Annotated in this window: 15 protein-coding genes; 6 read left to right on the forward strand and 9 right to left on the reverse strand. The window is 69.1% G+C overall.

The window, feature by feature from the left end; all coding sequences use genetic code 11:
- Positions 1-577 precede the first annotated feature (577 nt).
- Positions 578-1,192 (forward strand): chalcone isomerase family protein, encoded by a 615-nt coding sequence (locus tag OOT46_RS16815; protein WP_265404781.1) that lies wholly within the window; start codon positions 578-580, stop codon positions 1,190-1,192.
- Between the two features lie 7 nt (positions 1,193-1,199).
- On the opposite strand, the gene gph is transcribed toward OOT46_RS16815, so the two are convergent.
- The gene (gph, locus tag OOT46_RS16820; protein WP_416136212.1) at positions 1,200-1,817 is read right to left on the reverse strand and encodes a phosphoglycolate phosphatase; all 618 of its coding nucleotides are present in this window, start codon (positions 1,815-1,817) and stop codon (positions 1,200-1,202) included.
- Positions 1,818-1,944: 127 nt separating this feature from the next.
- A complete protein-coding gene (locus OOT46_RS16825; protein ID WP_265404783.1) occupies positions 1,945-4,374 on the reverse strand; it encodes a GGDEF domain-containing protein in 2,430 nt (809 codons plus the stop codon).
- A gap of 208 nt (positions 4,375-4,582) precedes the next feature.
- Between OOT46_RS16825 and OOT46_RS16830 the strand changes: the two genes are divergently transcribed.
- Positions 4,583-5,341: an expansin EXLX1 family cellulose-binding protein gene (locus OOT46_RS16830; RefSeq protein WP_265404784.1), complete on the forward strand. Its 759-nt coding sequence runs from the start codon at positions 4,583-4,585 to the stop codon at positions 5,339-5,341.
- Positions 5,342-5,360: 19 nt separating this feature from the next.
- Here OOT46_RS16830 and rpe read toward each other — a convergent pair whose 3' ends face one another.
- Positions 5,361-6,041 carry a ribulose-phosphate 3-epimerase gene (gene rpe / locus OOT46_RS16835; RefSeq protein WP_265404785.1) on the reverse strand — a complete coding sequence of 227 codons (681 nt, stop codon included), beginning with the start codon at positions 6,039-6,041 and terminating at the stop codon, positions 5,361-5,363.
- Positions 6,042-6,116: 75 nt separating this feature from the next.
- Here rpe and apaG point away from each other — a divergent pair, with 75 nt between their 5' ends.
- On the forward strand, positions 6,117-6,494 hold the full coding sequence (gene apaG / locus OOT46_RS16840) for a Co2+/Mg2+ efflux protein ApaG (RefSeq protein WP_265404786.1): 378 nt from the start codon (positions 6,117-6,119) through the stop codon (positions 6,492-6,494).
- 11 nt (positions 6,495-6,505) lie between these two features.
- Positions 6,506-8,566 (forward strand): site-specific recombinase, encoded by a 2,061-nt coding sequence (locus OOT46_RS16845; protein ID WP_265404787.1) that lies wholly within the window; start codon positions 6,506-6,508, stop codon positions 8,564-8,566.
- Positions 8,567-8,578: 12 nt separating this feature from the next.
- On the opposite strand, the gene OOT46_RS16850 is transcribed toward OOT46_RS16845, so the two are convergent.
- Complete coding sequence (locus OOT46_RS16850) at positions 8,579-8,719, reverse strand: hypothetical protein (protein ID WP_265404788.1); 141 nt, start codon at positions 8,717-8,719, stop codon at positions 8,579-8,581.
- Between OOT46_RS16850 and OOT46_RS16855 the strand changes: the two genes are divergently transcribed.
- Complete coding sequence (locus tag OOT46_RS16855) at positions 8,718-9,911, forward strand: murein transglycosylase A (protein WP_416136208.1); 1,194 nt, start codon at positions 8,718-8,720, stop codon at positions 9,909-9,911. The genes OOT46_RS16850 and OOT46_RS16855 overlap by 2 nt on opposite strands.
- 54 nt (positions 9,912-9,965) lie before the next feature.
- Here OOT46_RS16855 and OOT46_RS16860 read toward each other — a convergent pair whose 3' ends face one another.
- The 5 genes from OOT46_RS16860 to OOT46_RS16880 all read right to left on the reverse strand — a co-directional run bounded on the left by OOT46_RS16860 (position 9,966) and on the right by OOT46_RS16880 (position 13,202).
- Entirely contained in the window at positions 9,966-10,331 is a 366-nt protein-coding gene (locus tag OOT46_RS16860; RefSeq protein ID WP_265404789.1) for a hypothetical protein, read from the reverse strand.
- Positions 10,332-10,603: 272 nt separating this feature from the next.
- On the reverse strand, positions 10,604-11,188 hold the full coding sequence (locus OOT46_RS16865) for a hypothetical protein (RefSeq protein WP_265404790.1): 585 nt from the start codon (positions 11,186-11,188) through the stop codon (positions 10,604-10,606).
- Positions 11,189-11,607: 419 nt separating this feature from the next.
- Entirely contained in the window at positions 11,608-12,282 is a 675-nt protein-coding gene (locus OOT46_RS16870) for a hypothetical protein (RefSeq protein WP_265404791.1), read from the reverse strand.
- A 71-nt stretch (positions 12,283-12,353) separates the two neighbouring features.
- Complete coding sequence (locus tag OOT46_RS16875; RefSeq protein ID WP_265404792.1) at positions 12,354-12,572, reverse strand: hypothetical protein; 219 nt, start codon at positions 12,570-12,572, stop codon at positions 12,354-12,356.
- Between the two features lie 69 nt (positions 12,573-12,641).
- On the reverse strand, positions 12,642-13,202 hold the full coding sequence (locus OOT46_RS16880) for an Lrp/AsnC family transcriptional regulator (protein WP_416136209.1): 561 nt from the start codon (positions 13,200-13,202) through the stop codon (positions 12,642-12,644).
- A gap of 169 nt (positions 13,203-13,371) precedes the next feature.
- Here OOT46_RS16880 and OOT46_RS16885 point away from each other — a divergent pair, with 169 nt between their 5' ends.
- Positions 13,372-16,956: an indolepyruvate ferredoxin oxidoreductase family protein gene (locus OOT46_RS16885; protein ID WP_265404793.1), complete on the forward strand. Its 3,585-nt coding sequence runs from the start codon at positions 13,372-13,374 to the stop codon at positions 16,954-16,956.
- Positions 16,957-17,027 lie beyond the last annotated feature (71 nt).

A 17,027-nucleotide genomic window follows, 5' to 3' on the forward strand; every position in this document is an offset into this window, starting at 1 on the left:
AGAGCGACAGCGGGGTTTCGAGGTCCGCGAAGGCCTCGGCGATCAGGGGAATGCGGTTGTAGCCCTGTTGAGACAGGCTCTGGAATTCGAGTTCGGTGATCACGCAGTGGGCCCTCCGAGCCCGGCGCGCCCCCGCGACACACGGCGCGGCAGGGACGAGCGGCAATGAACAAATTGTCGAGGGGAATCCGGGGCCCGGGTCGCGGCGGCGCCGCAGCGCCGACCGTCAGGGGGCAAGTGAGATTCCGGGTGAACCGGCGAAGCGCGGGGGAGGCTCATGGACGGACCAGGCACACCACCCCGGCAGGCGGCAGATCAAACCAGTGCGTGCAGGCGACGCCAGGGCCAGGCTCCCCGGTCGTGCGAACCTTTGGTTTGTTTGCGCGAGATGAACATGGCCCGCAGTGTAGCAGCGCAACGCTGGGACGCCAGCCCCCGGTGGCGCCCGCCAGCGGCGACAGGCGGTCACGGACGTTGTCCGGGCGGCAAAAAATGCGAACGAACGTGCGTTTTTCCTCATGGACAAGCGGCGTACTCTTGCCAAGATGACCAGGAAACGTTAAAGGAGGTCGAAGTGATGCTGCACCGGATCATGGCGGCAGTCATCGGGCTGCTGATCACGCTCGCGCCGGCCCTGGCAGAGCCGCTGGACGTCAGCGGCGTGAAGTTCGAGCAGGCCCTGCAACTGCGCGGTACACCGCTGGTCCTCAATGGCGCCGGGGTGCGCTACAAGGCCATCTTCAAGGTGTACGCGGCCGCGCTCTACCTGCCCGAGCGCGCCTCGAGCGCCGAAGCCGTCCTCGCGGCGCCCGGCCCGCGGCGCCTGAACATCGTGATGCTGCGCGCCATCGACGCCAACGAACTGGGCCGCCTGTTCACCCGCGGGATGGAGCAGAACGCGGCCCGCGAGGAGTTCGCCAAGTCCATCCCCGGCACGATCAAGATGGGCGAGATCTTCGCCGCCCAGAAGCGACTCAGCGCGGGCGAGTCCTTCCAGATCGACTGGATCCCGGGCGAAGGCACGGTCATCTCGGTCAACGACAAGCCGGCCGCCGGCGCCATCCGCGAACCCGAGTTCTACAGCGCCATGCTCAAGCTCTGGCTGGGGCCCCAGCCCGCTGATCCGGCGCTCAAGGACGCGCTGCTCGGCAAGGCCCCGGCGACGCCGCGCGGCCGCCACAACGCCGACTGAGACCGCCTCAGCCGGGCAGCAGCTCGTCCAGCCGGTCGACAAATGCGTCGGCCGGCGCGCTGCGCACCGGCTCGCCGTGGTTGTAGCCGTAGCTCACCAGCACCACCGGGCAACCGGCGGCGCGGGCCGCTTTCGCGTCGTTGCTGGAGTCGCCGATCATCAGCGTGCGCCCGGGTTCGGTGCCGAGCGCCTCGCAGGTCTTCAGCAGCGGCAGCGGATCGGGCTTCTTGCGTTCGAAGGCATCGCCGCCGAAGGCGAGCTTGAAGAAAGGCGCCAGGCCCTTCTTCTCCAGCAGGGGCAGCGCGAAGGCGGTCGGCTTGTTGGTCAGGCAGGCCAGCACCAGGCCGCGCGCCTGCAACGCCCGCAGGCCTTCGGCCACGCCGGGGAACACCGCCGAATGCTCGCCGTTGATGGCCAGGTAGTGATGCTGGTAGCGGTCCCAGGCGGCCGTGAAACGGGTCTCGACACTGTCGGCACCGGCCACCTGCGTCAGCGTCATGCGGATCAGGTGCTCCGACCCCTTGCCGACGGTGCGCTCGATGAAGTCGCGGTCCACGTGCGGCAGCGCAAGATCGTCGAGCATGCGGTTGAGCGCCACGACGAAGTCGCCGATCGTGTCGACCATGGTGCCGTCGAGATCGACGATGACGGCCTGGAGGTCCTTGAACTGGGAAATCGATGCGGAGGAAAGGGCCACGGGTCACACCTCGGGAGACGGAGGTGCAAGGGTAGCAGTCGAGGGCGGTTTCCCGCTAAGGGCCCGCGGGCGGCGGGGCGACCACGTTGCGGTTGCGGCCGCCGGCCTTGGCGGTGTAGAGCGCGCGGTCCGCGCGCGCCAGCAGCTCCGCCACCGGCTCGCCGCGCACGTGGGCCGCGATGCCGGCGGAGAAGGTCACCTGCAGCAAGGGCGCCCCCAGGCAGAAGCGCTGTGCGGCCACGTGCTCGCGCAGCCGGTTCATCGCCTGCAGGCCCTTGGGACCGGGCTCGGCTTCGGGCAGCAGTACCAGGAATTCCTCGCCGCCCCAGCGGCACACCACATCGGTCTCGCGCAGCACCGTCTGCGCGGCCGCGGCGAAACCACACAGTGCCGCGTCACCCGCCGCGTGGCCGGCGCTGTCGTTGATGCGCTTGAAGTGATCCAGGTCCACCAGGGCGACGCAGAAGCCCGCGCCGCCGCGCTGGTGCCGGTCACGCTCGCGCTCCAGCACGCCTTGCATGTACTGCCGATTGAACAAGCCGGTCAGCGGGTCGCGCATCATCACCCGCTCGAGTTGCGCGCTCGCCGCGACGAGCTCGTCGCGCTCCCGCCGCACCCGCTCGCGGGTGGTGCTGTGATTGTGCGACTGCAGGGTGAGCAGCCACAGGATGAAGCAGGACATGCCGACCTCGAGGCTTGCGCGGCGCGGGTCGAAGCTCAGGCCCTCGACATGGGCCATCGCGGCGAGCGCGACCAGCAGCCCACCGATGGCCGCGGCGCCGGCGATCTGTGTCTGGCGCGGCGTGAGACCGAGAAAGCCGAACACGACACTCAGGCAGATCATCTGCAACACGCTGGCCCGCGCGTCGGGCAACAAGGCGTAGGCGAACATCAGGCCAAGGAAACCCCAGAGCATGTAGAGCAGCGTGATGCCCGGATCGCGCAGCCTGGCGGTCAGGCCGCTGCGCACCAGCGTCAAAGGCACCACGCAGCCGATCAGGTTGTGGATCAGCAGCACGCGGCCTTGCGCCGGCGTGAGCAGCTGTTCCGGCAGGATGTAGGTCAGCAAGGCCGTGATGCAGGCCACGTACATGATGGCCGACAGCAGGCAGCGCGGCATCACGATGCGCACGCGCGCGTTCTGCCCCAGCACGAGGTCGACGGCCCGCTGCATCCGGCGCGGCCTGGCCTCGGCGGCCCGCGGCGCCGCAGGCGAGAGGGGCGCGGCAGCCGGGGGTCTGGCGGCAGGTGCGTCGGCGCTGCGGCGGGCGGCCGAAAGGCGGGGCCGCGCCGATGCCTGCGCAGCTTCCCGAGGCGCCGCCGCTTCGCCCAACGCGAGCTCGATGCGATCGCGCCCCCCTGCCTTGGCACGGTACAGCGCCTGGTCCGCGCGCTCCAGGGTCGCGGCGACGCCGCGAACCGGATCGTGGGAGCACAAGCCGGCCGAAAAAGTCGGCTTCAGCCCCGGCTCCAGTTGCGCCCAGTCGTGCCGGTGCACCTCGTCGCGCAGTTGCCGCAGCGCAGCCTCCGCGTCGCGCACGGTCCGGCCCGGCATCAGCAGCAGGAACTCCTCGCCGCCCCAGCGGGCCAGCGCATCGGCCCCCTCGGGAAAGACCTCCAGCCCGAGCTGCGCGAAGCGCTGCAGCACCTGATCGCCCATCGCGTGGCCGTAGCGATCGTTCACCTGCTTGAAGAAGTCGATGTCCAACAGCGCGACGCACAGCGGCTGCCCGGAGCGCTGCTGGCGCAGCACTTCTTCGTCGAGCAGGCGCAGCATGTGGCGCCGGTTGAACAGGCCGGTCAGGCTGTCGCGCATCGACAGCCGCTGCAATTGCGCCAGCGTATCGGCCATCTGCTCCTTCTGGCGCAGATCCCGCTGCCGCACCGCACGCGCCTGCGCCGACAGCGCCACCAGCACCGGCAACGCCACCATCAGCAGCCCGATGTTGAGCAGATCGTCCCTCCAGCCCGGACCGTCCGGACGCAGCCAGATGCGCGCCAGGGTCGCCAGCGCCGGCATCACGAGGCTCAGCCCCGCGGCGAGGCGCAGCTGCCGCAGCGGCAAGCGCCGGATGTCGTAGACAAGGGTCACGCTGAGCCACAGCAGCGAGGTGGCGCGCATCGCATCGATCAGCGCGCAGACCAGTGCCACCTGGGAGATGCTGAAAAGAACCTGGGAGAAGGCCAGCACCGGATCGCGTGTCTTCAGCGCGAGCCCGGTATGCAGCAGCAGGTAGAGCGTGGCCAGCACCAAACCGCTGAACACGGTGATCCCGATGGCGGCGGGCAGCGGAGCGAGGTCCAGCCAGACACCCAGCCACAGCAGCAGCGCCACCACCGCCTGCGACGGCAGGGTCAGCAGGAAACGCCGCAGGCCCTTGCGCCGAAGGTCGGGGCCGCCCGCGGGGGCGCGCCCGGCGGTCGACCTCCGGCCTGAAACGGTGGACGCGGGAGCGATGATGGGGGAGCTGTCCTCGGGGTGCATGTGGAATCGAACCGGCGACCGGCGGCTTCACCGGCGCAACGTCCTGTCATCGGCCGAAACCACACCGACTTGAGCGCCGGCGGCATGGAACAGACGTAGGACTTCCTTACTTTTGCACGCCTTTTCCTCCTGACAGGGCTGCGGGAAACTCGATCCTTCCGCCCCGGACACCGCCCGGGATCCGTGACCCTCCCAAGGCCTGCGCCTCATGAACCGATCCGTGCACCTTCGCCAGCTCGCCTGCGCCTGCAGCCTGTTGTTCTCCCTGGCCGCCTGTGGCGGCGGAGGCGACGGCGCAGACGAGTCGACCACCAACGTCGACAGCGGCACGGACGCCCCCGCGCCGGCCGCCCCACAACCCGGGCCGGCCCTCGGCGAGGCGCGCAGCGGCGAAGCCACCTTCTACGACGCCACCGGCGCCGGCAACTGCAGCTTCGACCCCAGCCCCGGCGACCTGCGGGTGGTGGCGCTGAACCCGGCTGACTATGCCGGCAGCGCGGCGTGCGGGGGCTTCATGTCCGTGCGAGGTCCGCGTGGCAGTGTGACGGTGCGGGTCGTCGACCAGTGTCCCGGCTGCCAGGCCGGTCACCTCGACCTCAGCCGGGAGGCCTTTGCGCAGATCGCCGACCCGGCGTCCGGCAAGGTGCCGGTCAGCTGGCAATTCGTGGCGGGCCAGCTCAACGGCCCGGTGCAGTACCGCTACAAGGAAGGCAGCAGCCGGTGGTGGACGGCCATTCAGGTGCGCAACCACCGCCTGCCGATCGCCAAGCTGGAGATCCGCCCGTCCGGCAGCAGCGGGTGGATCACGGTGCGGCGCGAGCCGTACAACTATTTCGTCCACCCCGGCACGATCGCGCCGGGCGCCTTGCAGGTGCGCATCACGGCCCCGAGCGGCGCGGCACTGGTGGACACGCTGCCCGAACCGGAGGGCGGGCGCCTGGTCTCGGGCGCGAGGCAGTTCCCTTGAGCGCCCTCACCCGCGGCCCTCAGGCCGCCAGCTCAGCGCGCATCTGGTCGATCACCGCCTTGTAGTCCGGCTTGCCGAAGATCGCGCTGCCGGCCACGAAGGTGTCGGCGCCTGCGTCCGCGACCTGGCGGATGTTGTCGGTCTTGATGCCGCCGTCGACCTCGAGCCGGATGTCGCGGCCGCTGGCGTCGATGATTTTCCGCACCTGCTCCACCTTGCGCAGCGCCGACGGGATGAAGCTCTGACCACCGAAACCCGGGTTGACACTCATGATCAGCACCAGGTCGACCTTGTCGATCACCCACTCCAGCACGTCGATAGGGGTGGCCGGGTTGAACACCAGACCGGCCTGGCAGCCCTCGGCCTTGATGAGCTGCAGGGTACGGTCGACGTGGGTGCTGGCGTCCGGGTGGAAACTCACCAGGTCGGCCCCCGACTTCGCGAAGGCCTGGGCCAGCGCGTCCACCGGCTGCACCATCAGGTGCACGTCGATGGGCACCGGCGTGCCGTCGGCCTTCTTGGCGTGGGGGCGCAACGCCTGGCAGACCATGGGGCCGAAGGTCAGGTTGGGAACGTAGTGGTTGTCCATCACGTCGAAGTGGATCCAGTCGGCGCCGGCGGCGATGACCTGGCTCACTTCCTCGCCGAGGCGGGCGAAGTCGGCCGAGAGGATGCTGGGGGCGATGCGGTAGGTGGGCATGGGGATTCCTTGCGAATCCGCGATTTTAGGGAGCCCTTGCTACTATCGCCGCCGTAGAAAAGCACAGATCTTGATATGAGCAGCTATGAGTTCACCTGCAGCGTCGAGCCGCAGTACATCCCCGAACAGTCCGACCCGGAAAAGGGCGTCTTCGCCTTCGCCTACACGGTGACCATCCAGAACACCGGCGACGTGCCGGCCCAGCTGATCTCGCGCCACTGGATCATCACCGACGCCACCGGCCGGGTCGAGGAGATCAAGGGGCTGGGCGTGGTGGGCCACCAGCCGCTGCTCAAGCCTGGCGAGGCCTTCGAGTACACCAGCTGGACCCGTCTGGCGACACCGCGCGGCACGATGAGCGGCAGCTATTTCTGCGTCGCCGAGGACGGCGAGCGCTTCGAGGCCCCCATTCCCGCCTTCTCGCTCGCAGTGCAGCGCAGCGGGCTGCACTGAGGCCGCCGCGCATGCGCTTCGTGCTGCAGCGCGCCGCCTGGGACCTCAACGGGCTCTTGACCACGCTCGATCCGGGCGCGGAACTCGCGCAGCGCAACCTCTGGTGGGTGCGCCTGGTCGAGTGGCTGCGCCACGCGCCGCTGAAGCGCGAAGGCGTCGACGCGCCGCAGCCGGGCACGCGAACGCCGCTGCCGGTGCTGCGGCTGCGCCACCTGCTGCAGCTGCTCGACCGCCAGCCGGAGTACCGCGCCCGCATGGTGGAACAGATCGCGCGCACCCTGGCAGACCTGGACGCCACCCTGCTGCTGGCCGACTTCGGTTTCGCGCAGCGCTTCGCCTTCTTCAGCGAGCTGGGCGAGCGCCTGCAACGCCGGCTGCTGCCCGGCACCGCCGAGACACGCGACCTGGCGGAGCTGTTCCAGCTGGTGTTCTCCGAGGAGCAGGACGCGGCCTGGCTGGATGCCATCGACACACCGACGCTGGAAAAGCTCGGCACGCTGCTGCACGAATCGGTGGCCGCCTCGCGCCATCCCGGCGCAGCGGCCGGCTGGCGCAGCGCCCTGCTCGATGCGCAGCTCTTCTGCATCAGCCAGGTGGGCGCCGCAGCCTTCTCGGCGGAGATCCGCACCCGGCTGTCGGCGCCGGCCCAGGCGCTCACGCCGTTCCGCCAGCTGGGGCCGGCCTTCGAGGAGGTGCGCCGGCGCATCGAGGACCCGGCCGCCTCGCCGGCCGACCTCACCCCGGCGCTGGGTTACGCCCGCGCCCTGCTCGACGCTTGCCGGCGCGACGCGCAGACGGTCCACGAACACCTCGAAGAGCACGGCGTCTCGATCGACATCGTCTTCACCCTGGAGCAGCTGCAGTCACGCCTGGACCGCATCGACCACCTGCTCGACTGCCTGCTGAGCGACCGCCCGGCGGAGGCGGTGCGGCGCTTGGTGGTGCAGTTCGCCGAGAGCGCCGAGCAGCGCCGCAGCGTCGCTGCCCTGCTGGCCCGCAACTATTCGCTGCTGGCCCGCAAGGTGACCGAGCGCAGCGCCGAGACCGGCGAGCACTACATCACCCGCACGCCGCGCGAATACGCCAGCATGTTCTGGCGTGCCTGCGGCGGCGGCGCGGTCACGGCGCTCACGGTGTTCCTGAAATTCCTGATCGGCAGCCTGGGCCTGTCGGCCTTCTGGGGTGGCTTCGCGGCCGGCCTCAACTACGCCGCCAGCTTTGTCGCGATCCAGCTGGCGCACTTCACGCTCGCGACCAAGCAGCCGGCGATGACGGCGCCGGCCATGGCGGCGCGCCTCAGGGACCTGAGTTCGGACGAGGCGATCGAAGGATTCGTCGACGAGGTGGCCCACCTGATGCGCACCCAGGTCGCCGGCATCCTGGGCAATGTGGCGGTCGTGCTGCCCTGCGTGCTGGTGGTGCAGCTGCTCTGGCAGGCCGCCTTCGGCGAGCCGCTGGTGAGCGCCGCGAAGGCCCGCTACGCGCTGGATTCGCTCGACGGCCTGGGCTTCACGCCGCTGTATGCCGCGGCCACCGGGGTGCTGCTGTTCGCCTCCAGCCTGGTGGCGGGCTGGGCCGAGAACTGGTTCGTGCTGCACCGCCTGGGCAGCGCACTGCGCTGGAACCCGCGTATCGTCGCGCGCCTGGGCGAGGCACGCGCGGCGCGCTGGTCGGCCCAGCTGCAGGGCAACATCTCGGGTTTCGCCGGCAACATCTCGCTCGGGCTGATGCTGGGCCTGGTGCCGGCGGTGGCGGCCTTTTTCGGCGTGAACTTCGACGTGCGCCACGTCACGCTCGCCAGCGGCCAGCTCGGCGCCGCGCTCGGGGCGCTGGGCTGGGAGCTGGTCTACACCCCCGGCTTCTGGCTCGCGGTGCTGGGCATCGCGCTGACCGGCGTCCTCAACGTCACCGTCAGCTTCGCGCTGGCCTTCCGCCTGGCACTGCGCTCACGCAACATCCGGCTCAAGGACCGCCACCGGCTGAACGCCGCGCTGAGGCGGCGGCTGCGGCGCCACCCGCTGGGCTTCCTGCTGCCGTTGCGCGGCCGGGCACGGGCGGAGCCGGCGGCATGAGGGCGGCCCGTGTCAGGCCTCGGGCGGGCGGTGTTCATCGTCTCGGGACGCCGGGTGGCGCTCGCCGCCCTTGCGCCCGGAAAACATCGTCCACCAGACAATGAAGACCAGGATCAGCAAGGCGCCCAGCGCCTCCAGCAACAGCACCCACATGTTCCATCCTTCGAGTTTCTTGACCGCGCGCCGCCGCGCCCGTTTCGGGCGGCTGCTCGGCACCCTGATTTTAGGAAGCCTGAGCGCCTGCAGCCTCACGCCCGACCTGCCGCCGCCGGCGCCCGGCCCCGATGGCGTGGACACCGGGGCCGCCACCCTGCCCGGCCAGCCGCCGATCGAGCAGCCGCGATCGCGCTGGGTCCCGGTGGCCTGGGAGGCGCTGCCCGGCTGGGGCAGCGACCAGGTCGGCCGCGTCTGGCCGGCCCTGCTCAACAGCTGCCTGCGCCCGGCACCCGCCTGGGCGGCGGTGTGCCGCGACGCCCGCGCACTGCGCGAGCCCGCCGATGCGCTGGTGCTCGACTTCATCCAGCGGCGCCTGCAGCCCTATCAGGTCGTGGGCCGAGAAGACCAGCAGGCCGAGGGCCTGATCACCGGCTACTACGAACCGCTGATCGACGCGAGCCGCGTGCCGACCTCGACCTTCCGCATCCCGCTGCACCAGCCGCCCGCCGACCTCGCCGAGCGCCAGCCCTACTGGACGCGGGCCCAGCTGGACAGTGTGCCGGCCGCGCGGGCCGCGCTGCGCGGGCGCGAGATCGCCTATGTCGCCGACCCGCTGGACGCGCTGGTGCTGCAGATCCAGGGCTCCGGCCGCCTGCGGCTCACCGAGCGCGACGGCAGCCAGAAGCTGGTGCGTGTGGCCTTCGCCGGACACAACAACCACCCCTACCGCTCGGTGGGCCGCTGGCTGGTGGAGCAAGGCGCCTTCAGCCTGGAGCAGGCCTCCTGGCCGGCCATCAAGAGCTGGGCGAAGGCCCATCCGAGCCGTGTGCAGCAGATGCTGAACGTGAACCCGCGGGTGGTCTTTTTCCGCGAAGAGCCGCTGCCGGACCCGAGCATCGGGCCGCTGGGGGCGCAAGGGGTGCCGTTGACACCGGGCCGCTCGATCGCGGTCGACCGCGAGTCGATTCCCTATGGCACGCCGGTCTGGATCGACACCACCGAGCCGGGGCTGCCGCCCGGCAGCCCGGCGCGGCCGCTGCAGCGCCTGGTGGTCGCGCAGGACACCGGCAGCGCCATCGTCGGCGCGGTGCGGGCCGACTACTTCTGGGGCTGGACCGAGGGCGCGGGCGAATACGCGGGTCGCATGAAACAGCCCTTGCGGATGTGGGCGCTGTGGCCGCGGTTCTAAAGGGCGGGGCCGCTCACTGAGCCTCTGTCCGCCACTCGACGATGTGGTGCACGGTCAGTTCAACCGTGAAGAGCCAGCCGTTGACCGAGACCGTGGAGGGGCTGGTGGAACCGACTCCTCTTCGGGATCCACCCACACGACCCGGTCTTCGGCCTCGATGCGGTAGAGGCCTGCTGTGACGTCAATGGACCGAACCTTGCCCAGATCGGGATGCATGATCCGGTGGATGGTGCATGCCACCGTCACCGTGCGGGCCGTCCAGATGTGGTTTCTAAAGACCAGTGTCGCGAACTCGGGCACGATCTCAATGTCGCGCACGGTGTCCCAGTAGGGATCGAGGAAAAACTCGAACACGTCGCGCTGCCCGGACCTCAAACTTTGGTCCATGGCGTGGAAGCGGAAAAAGTACGCGGTCAGCATGTAGGTCGTCTCGGCGACTCAGGTGTAGTCGAAAACTTAGAGCCACCGAGGGTGGCTCGGAAGGTGAGGTGTCGCAGGACACCAAGTCGGTCAGGAAATAGGCATCCTGGACCTTGCGATCGAGGTCATACCGGAGACCCGTCACCTGCTCAAGGACCTCGGACAGCCGCTCCACCTTGCCAAGCTCGTGTCTTCCCTGGAAGCCCGCAGGGCTCTCCTCCCTGGCATCGAAACGACGATCGAGCTCGAGCAGCAAGCGGTGAGATATGCGGTCATCGCTCATTGGCTGTGCTCGCTGACGCGCTGGAGGCTTTCGGTGTGCGAGGAAAGGACTCTCCGGAGATCTCTTTGCCGTAGAAACGGTGGACTGCGGACGGCTCAAACAACAGGAAGCCGACGTCACGCAATGCTGCGTCGGCAGGCCAAGTCATTGAACCGAGGATGCGGCCCTTTGATACCACCGCAAGTACGCTGGCGTGGCGAGGCCCCAGATCCACCTCTTTCCACCGGTCGCCAACGCCGGGCTTCAGGCTCACGAGATTCCTGTCGCCGTGATAGGCGCTTTGATACGTACTGTCCCCCAGTACCACCCCCCCTTTTTTGAACCATGCGTTTGTGAAGCCGGGGCCAGTGTGCTTGACCAGCAATCGGGCCAATCCGGTGTCGCTCAACCGATGCTCGTCCCTGAACCTGTGCAGCAGGGCTTCCAGTTTTTTCTCCACATCACTGTCGACCGCGCGCTCTTCGGTCTGCGCGGATTCGAACGCGTCGGGCGTTGGCCCCGCTATCCCCGTGGGGCGGCACGACAAAAGCAGGCAGGACAACAGCACCGCTAACAGAAAACGTCCTGTTTTCATCAACCACTCCTGGGAGGTGGGTCGCACCAAAGATTTCGCAACCAGCGCCTGCCGCAACTGTCAGAAGTACAGCGACTCCACCACCTTGCCGCCGACGCACATCGTGGAGATGACGGACCCCTCCATTGCCGATGGCCCCGACCGACCCCACAGTGCTATTGAAATAGGGACGCGCAGCCATCGCTGCCGCCCTGGAGGCGGCGGCGATGGCGATTGACTCGGGACTGCTTGAACCGTACTGCTCACGGCGCTCGGAACTGGCGACGCTGCCCCCTGATGCGAGGCCTGGGGGGGGCCGGCAGAAAAATCCTAAAGGGACACACCGGCCCTGCAGAAATTCATTACGACTCGTTTCGTTTCTCTCGGCTCGTCATGGAACACATGCACTGGCAGGACGTGCAGACGCTGTTTCAGGCGCTCTAAGGCGCACTAACCCGCATCTGCACCTGCACATGCCGGCTGCCCCTCGCATCACGGCTCGAGAGCAGCCCCTGCTCGCGGCTCTGCTCGTCCTCGCCGCTGCTCGCGATGGTGACCCACTCGCCCAGAGGCAGCTGCAGGGTGGTGCGCGTGCTGGAGCCCTCCCGCACACCGCCGCCGGCCTCGTCGAGGCGGGCCGATTCTGCCTCGATCTCGACCTGCACGGGCGCGTCGCCGCCTGGCCAGCGGGGCAGCACCGAAAAGCCGCGCCCCGCTTCGACGATCAGCGTCGAAGGCTGCAGCACAGCCCCCTCGCGGGCGCTCCAGGCGACCTGGTAGAACTGCAGCGGCCGGCTCTGCGAGAGCCGGATCCCGGCACGCCCGCCATTGAGCACCATCACCTGCTGGCCCAGCTGGCCGCTGCGGCTGGTCTCGCGTCGGGTGGTCGTGACGGTGACACCGCCTTCAACCCGCCGGCTGGTGGAGACCGACACGCCGCCAGCGCCGCCCAGCGATTGCTGCGAGAGCTGGGCGGCGTCGCCCTGCCGCACCTCGACCAGCAGGTTGCGCACCGGCAGGCCGCTGCCCACCTGTGCGAACGCCGCCACGCCGCAGAGGGCGAGGCTGGCCAGCAGAAGCCGGCGTGCGTGGCGATGGGGCGCGTATCGGGTCATGCGGTTCTCCTTGAGGCCGAGGCCCGACTGTAGTGCCCCGCATCGCCGCGCCGGCCCGGTCGATGTGCCGCTCAGCGCGAGCTGCCGCCCTGCGAGGGTCGCTTGCCGGCGTTCTTCTTGTTGTTCGTGTGCGGCCCGCGCTCCTGCGAGGCCTGCTGCTGCTGCCGCTGGGGCGACTGGCTGGTATCCAGCTGCGCGTCGGGCTGCTGCTGCATCGGGTTGGGCGTCTGGGAACCGGGGGCTTCCGGTGAGGACGAAGAGGCTTGAGCGTTCGGGGTGTCGGGATTCATCGCAACTCCTTGGGCAAGACGGGGCATCCGTCGGTTCCGGAAACCGGCAAACCCTGTGCCGGCCGCCGCTCAGCGGCCCCGCGGCTTCAGATGCCCCAGCGGCAGCGCCCGGCTGGCCTTGACCTCGCCGAGCGAGAAGCTGGTGTGCAGGTCCTTCACGTTGGGCAGCTTGAACAGCGTGTCCATGGCCCAGCGCGAGTAGGCGTCCAGATCGGGGGCCATCACCTGCAATTCGAAAGTGCCCGACCCCGAGATGTAGTGGCAGGAGATGACCTCGGGCAGCGCGCGGATCGCGTCCTCCAGCTCCCGCGTCGCGACCGCATTGTTGCGCTCAGCATCGACGCGCACGAAGGCCAGCACACCCAGGCCGATGCGGTGGCGGTCGATCTCGGCCCGGTAGCCCTTGATGTAGCCCTGCTCCTCCAGCCACTTCACCCGCCGCCAGCACGGCGTCGGCGACAGGCCGATGCGCGAGGCGAGCTCGGCGTTGGACAGGCGCGCATCCTGCTGTAGCTCGCCGAGGATGGCGATGTCGTAGCGATCCAGGCCTTCATGGGGCGCCTCGTCAGCGGTCGCCGGCTCGGCCCCTCGACCTGGGGTTTTCCCTTGATTTGCCAACTTTGAGGACATTTTTTCTCTAACAGGAGAGTCTTGAGTCGATTATTCCTCAAACACCGCCCGGCGAGGCACACATAAAAATGACTTGGCGGCGGCGGATTTTTAAACTGAGTGCACCAAACCGAGGCTGGGCACGCCGCCAAAAGCGGGCAGCGCCGCGACGCCGCACAAGGAGTACACGATGAACGCCCCGCTACCCGAGTCGATCCGCAAGGCGCTCGAAACCGTCTCGCTGGACGACAAGTACGCGCTGGACCACGGCCGCGCCTTCATGAGCGGCGTGCAGGCGCTGGTGCGGCTGCCGATGCTGCAGCGCACCCGCGACGCGCTCAACGGGCTGAACACCGGCGGCTTCATCAGCGGCTACCGCGGCTCGCCGCTGGGCGGCTACGACCAGGCGCTGTGGCAGGCCAAGAAGCACCTGGCGGCCAACAACATCGTGTTCCAGCCCGGCGTCAACGAGGAGCTGGGCGCCACCGCGGTGTGGGGCACCCAGCAGCTGGACCTCTATCCGGAGCAGAAGAAGTTCGACGGTGTCTTCGGCCTCTGGTACGGCAAGGGCCCGGGCGTGGACCGCTGCTCCGACGTTTTCAAACACGCCAACATGGCCGGCACCGCCAAGCACGGCGGTGTCATCGCGCTGGCCGGCGATGACCACGTCTCCAAGAGCTCGACGGCGGCGCACCAGAGCGACCACATCTTCAAGGCCTGCGGCCTGCCGGTGTTTTTCCCGACCAATGTCCAGGAGATCCTCGACCTCGGCCTGCACGCCTTCGCGCTGAGCCGCTTCTCCGGCGTCTGGTCGGGCATGAAAACCATCCAGGAGATCGTCGAGTCCTCTTCCAGCGTCTGGGTCGACCCGGACCGCGTGAACATCGTGCTGCCGGAGGACTTCGTGATGCCGCCCGGCGGCCTGCACATCCGCTGGCCCGACCCGCCGCTGGAGCAGGAAGCTCGGCTGATGGACTACAAGTGGTATGCCGCGCTGGCCTACATCCGCGCCAACCGGCTCAACCACACGGTGATCGACTCGCCGCATGCGCGCCTGGGCCTGATCGCCAGCGGCAAGGCCTACAACGACACCCGCCAGGCGCTGCACGACCTGGGGCTGGACGAGGCCACCTGCCGCGACATCGGCATCCGCCTGCACAAGGTCACCGTGGTGTGGCCGCTGGAGGCCACCATCACGCGCGAGTTCGCGACCGGCCTGCAGGAGATCCTGGTCATCGAGGAGAAGCGCCAGGTCATCGAGTACCAGCTCAAGGAAGAGCTCTACAACTGGCGCGAGGACGTGCGCCCCAACGTGCTGGGCAAGTTCAGCGAGCCGGTCGGCGACCGCTCCGGCGGCGAGTGGTCCATGCCCAACCCGGCGCAGAACTGGCTGCTGCGCGCCAAGGCCGACCTCAACCCGGCGCTGATCGCCAAGGCCATCGCCCAGCGGCTCGAGCGCCTCGGCCTGATGCAACAGCTCGGCAGCGACCTGCGCGCCCGCATCGCCAGCCGCCTGGCCATCATCGACGCCAAGGAGCGCAGCGAGCAGGCCGTCAGCGTCAGCACCGACCGCGCGCCCTGGTTCTGCAGCGGCTGCCCGCACAACACCTCCACCCGGGTGCCCGAGGGCTCGCGCGCGGTGGCGGGCATCGGCTGCCACTACATGGTGGTGTGGATGGACCGCCAGACCTCCACCTTCACGCAGATGGGCGGCGAAGGCGTGCCCTGGGTCGGCCAGGCGGCCTTCTCCAAGGACAAGCACATCTTCGCCAACCTCGGCGACGGCACCTACTACCACTCGGGGCTGCTGGCGATCCGCCAGAGCATCGCGGCCAAGGTCAACATCACCTACAAGATCCTCTACAACGACGCCGTCGCGATGACCGGCGGCCAGCCGGTGGACGGCACCATGACCGTGCCGCAGATGACCCGCGAGCTGGAGGCCGAGGGGGTCAGGAAGCTGGTCATCGTGACCGACGACCCGAGCCGCTACAACGCGCCGCTGAACCTGGCGCCGGGCGTGACGGTGCACCACCGCGACGAGCTCGACCGCATCCAGCGCGAGATGCGCGAGCTCGAAGGCTGCTCCGTGATCATCTACGACCAGACCTGCGCGACCGAAAAGCGCCGCCGCCGCAAGCGCGGCACGCTGGTCGAGCCGAACCAGCGGGTGGTCATCAACGAGCTGGTCTGCGAAGGCTGCGGCGACTGCTCGGTGCAGAGCAACTGCCTGTCGGTCGAGCCCGTGGAGACCGAGTTCGGCCGCAAGCGCCGCATCAACCAGAGCACCTGCAACAAGGATTTCTCCTGCGTCAAGGGCTTCTGCCCGAGCTTTGTCACCGTCGAGGGCGGGCAGCTGAAGTCGGCCAGGAAGAAGGCCGGGCGGCCCGACCCCTTCACGCTGCCGGCCCTGCCCGAGCCCGTGCTGCCGCAGGCCGAGCGCGCCTGGGGCATCGTGGTGGCCGGCGTCGGGGGCACCGGCGTCATCACCATCGGCCAGCTGCTGGGCATGGCGGCGCACATCGAAGGCAAGGGCATCATCACCCAGGACGCCGCGGGCCTGGCGCAGAAGGGCGGCAGCACCTGGAGCCACATCCAGATCGCGCAGCGCGCCGAGGCCATCCACACCACCAAGGTCGGCACCGCCGAAGCCGACCTGGTGCTGGGCTGCGACCCCATCGTCGCGGCCAACAAGGTGACCCTGGCCGCGATGGCCGAGGGCCGTACCAAGGTCGCGCTCAACGCCCATGCGACACCGACCGCCGCCTTCGTCAGCAACCCCGACTGGGAGTTCCCCGGCGGCAACTGCGACAGCCTGCTGGCCAAGACCGTGGGCGAGGCCAACCTCGGCCGCCTGGACGCCGACCAGCTCTGCGTGCAGCTGCTGGGCGATTCGATCTACGCCAACCCGATGATGCTGGGTTATGCCTGGCAGAAGGGCTGGGTGCCGCTGGAGCACGCCTCGCTGATGCGCGCGATCGAGCTCAACGGCGTGCAGATCGAGAACAACAAGGCCGCCTTCGAGTGGGGCCGCCGCGCGGCGCACGACCTCGCCGCGGTCACCGCGCTGGCCCAGCCGCAGCAGGCGCAGGGCCAGGTGGTGCAGTTCTTCCGCAAGCCGGTGGTCGACCTGGAGCAGATGATCGCCCGCCGCGAGGAGTTCCTGAGCGGCTACCAGAACGCCGCCTACGCCCGCCAGTACCGCAACTTCGTCGAGCGTGTGCGTGCCGCCGAGGCCCCGCTGGGCTCGACCCAGTTGACCGAGGCGGTGGCTCGCTACCTGTTCAAGCTGATGGCCTACAAGGACGAGTACGAAGTCGCGCGCCTGCACACCGACCGCAGCTTCCTCGACAAGGTGGCCGCGCAGTTCGAGGGCGACTACAAGCTGGCCTACCACCTCGCGCCCCCGGGGATCGCACGGCGCAACGAGAAGGGTGAACTCGTCAAGCAGCGCTTCGGCCCCTGGATGCTGAAGGCCTTCGGGGTGCTGGCACGGCTCAAGGGCCTGCGCGGCACGCCCTTCGATCCCTTCGGCCGCACCGCGGAGCGCCGCACCGAGCGGGCCCTGATCGGCCAGTACAAGGACATGGTGGAGGAAGTGCTCGGCTCGCTGGACGCCGGGCGGCTGCCGCAAGCCGTCGCGCTCGCCCGCATTCCGGAAGAGATCCGCGGCTACGGCCATGTGAAGGACAGGCACCTGCAGCAGGCCCGTCAGAAGTGGGACCGCCTGCTCGCGGAGTGGCGTTCGGCCACGCCCGCGCGCCGCGCTGCCTGAACCGGCCGCCGGTCGACGCCGCCGCCCGGCAAGCACGGGTCATGCGGCGGCGGCAACAGGCGGTAGCGTCT

Source organism: Aquabacterium sp. A7-Y (genome assembly GCF_026153205.1).
Lineage (GTDB): Bacteria > Pseudomonadota > Gammaproteobacteria > Burkholderiales > Burkholderiaceae_C > Caldimonas.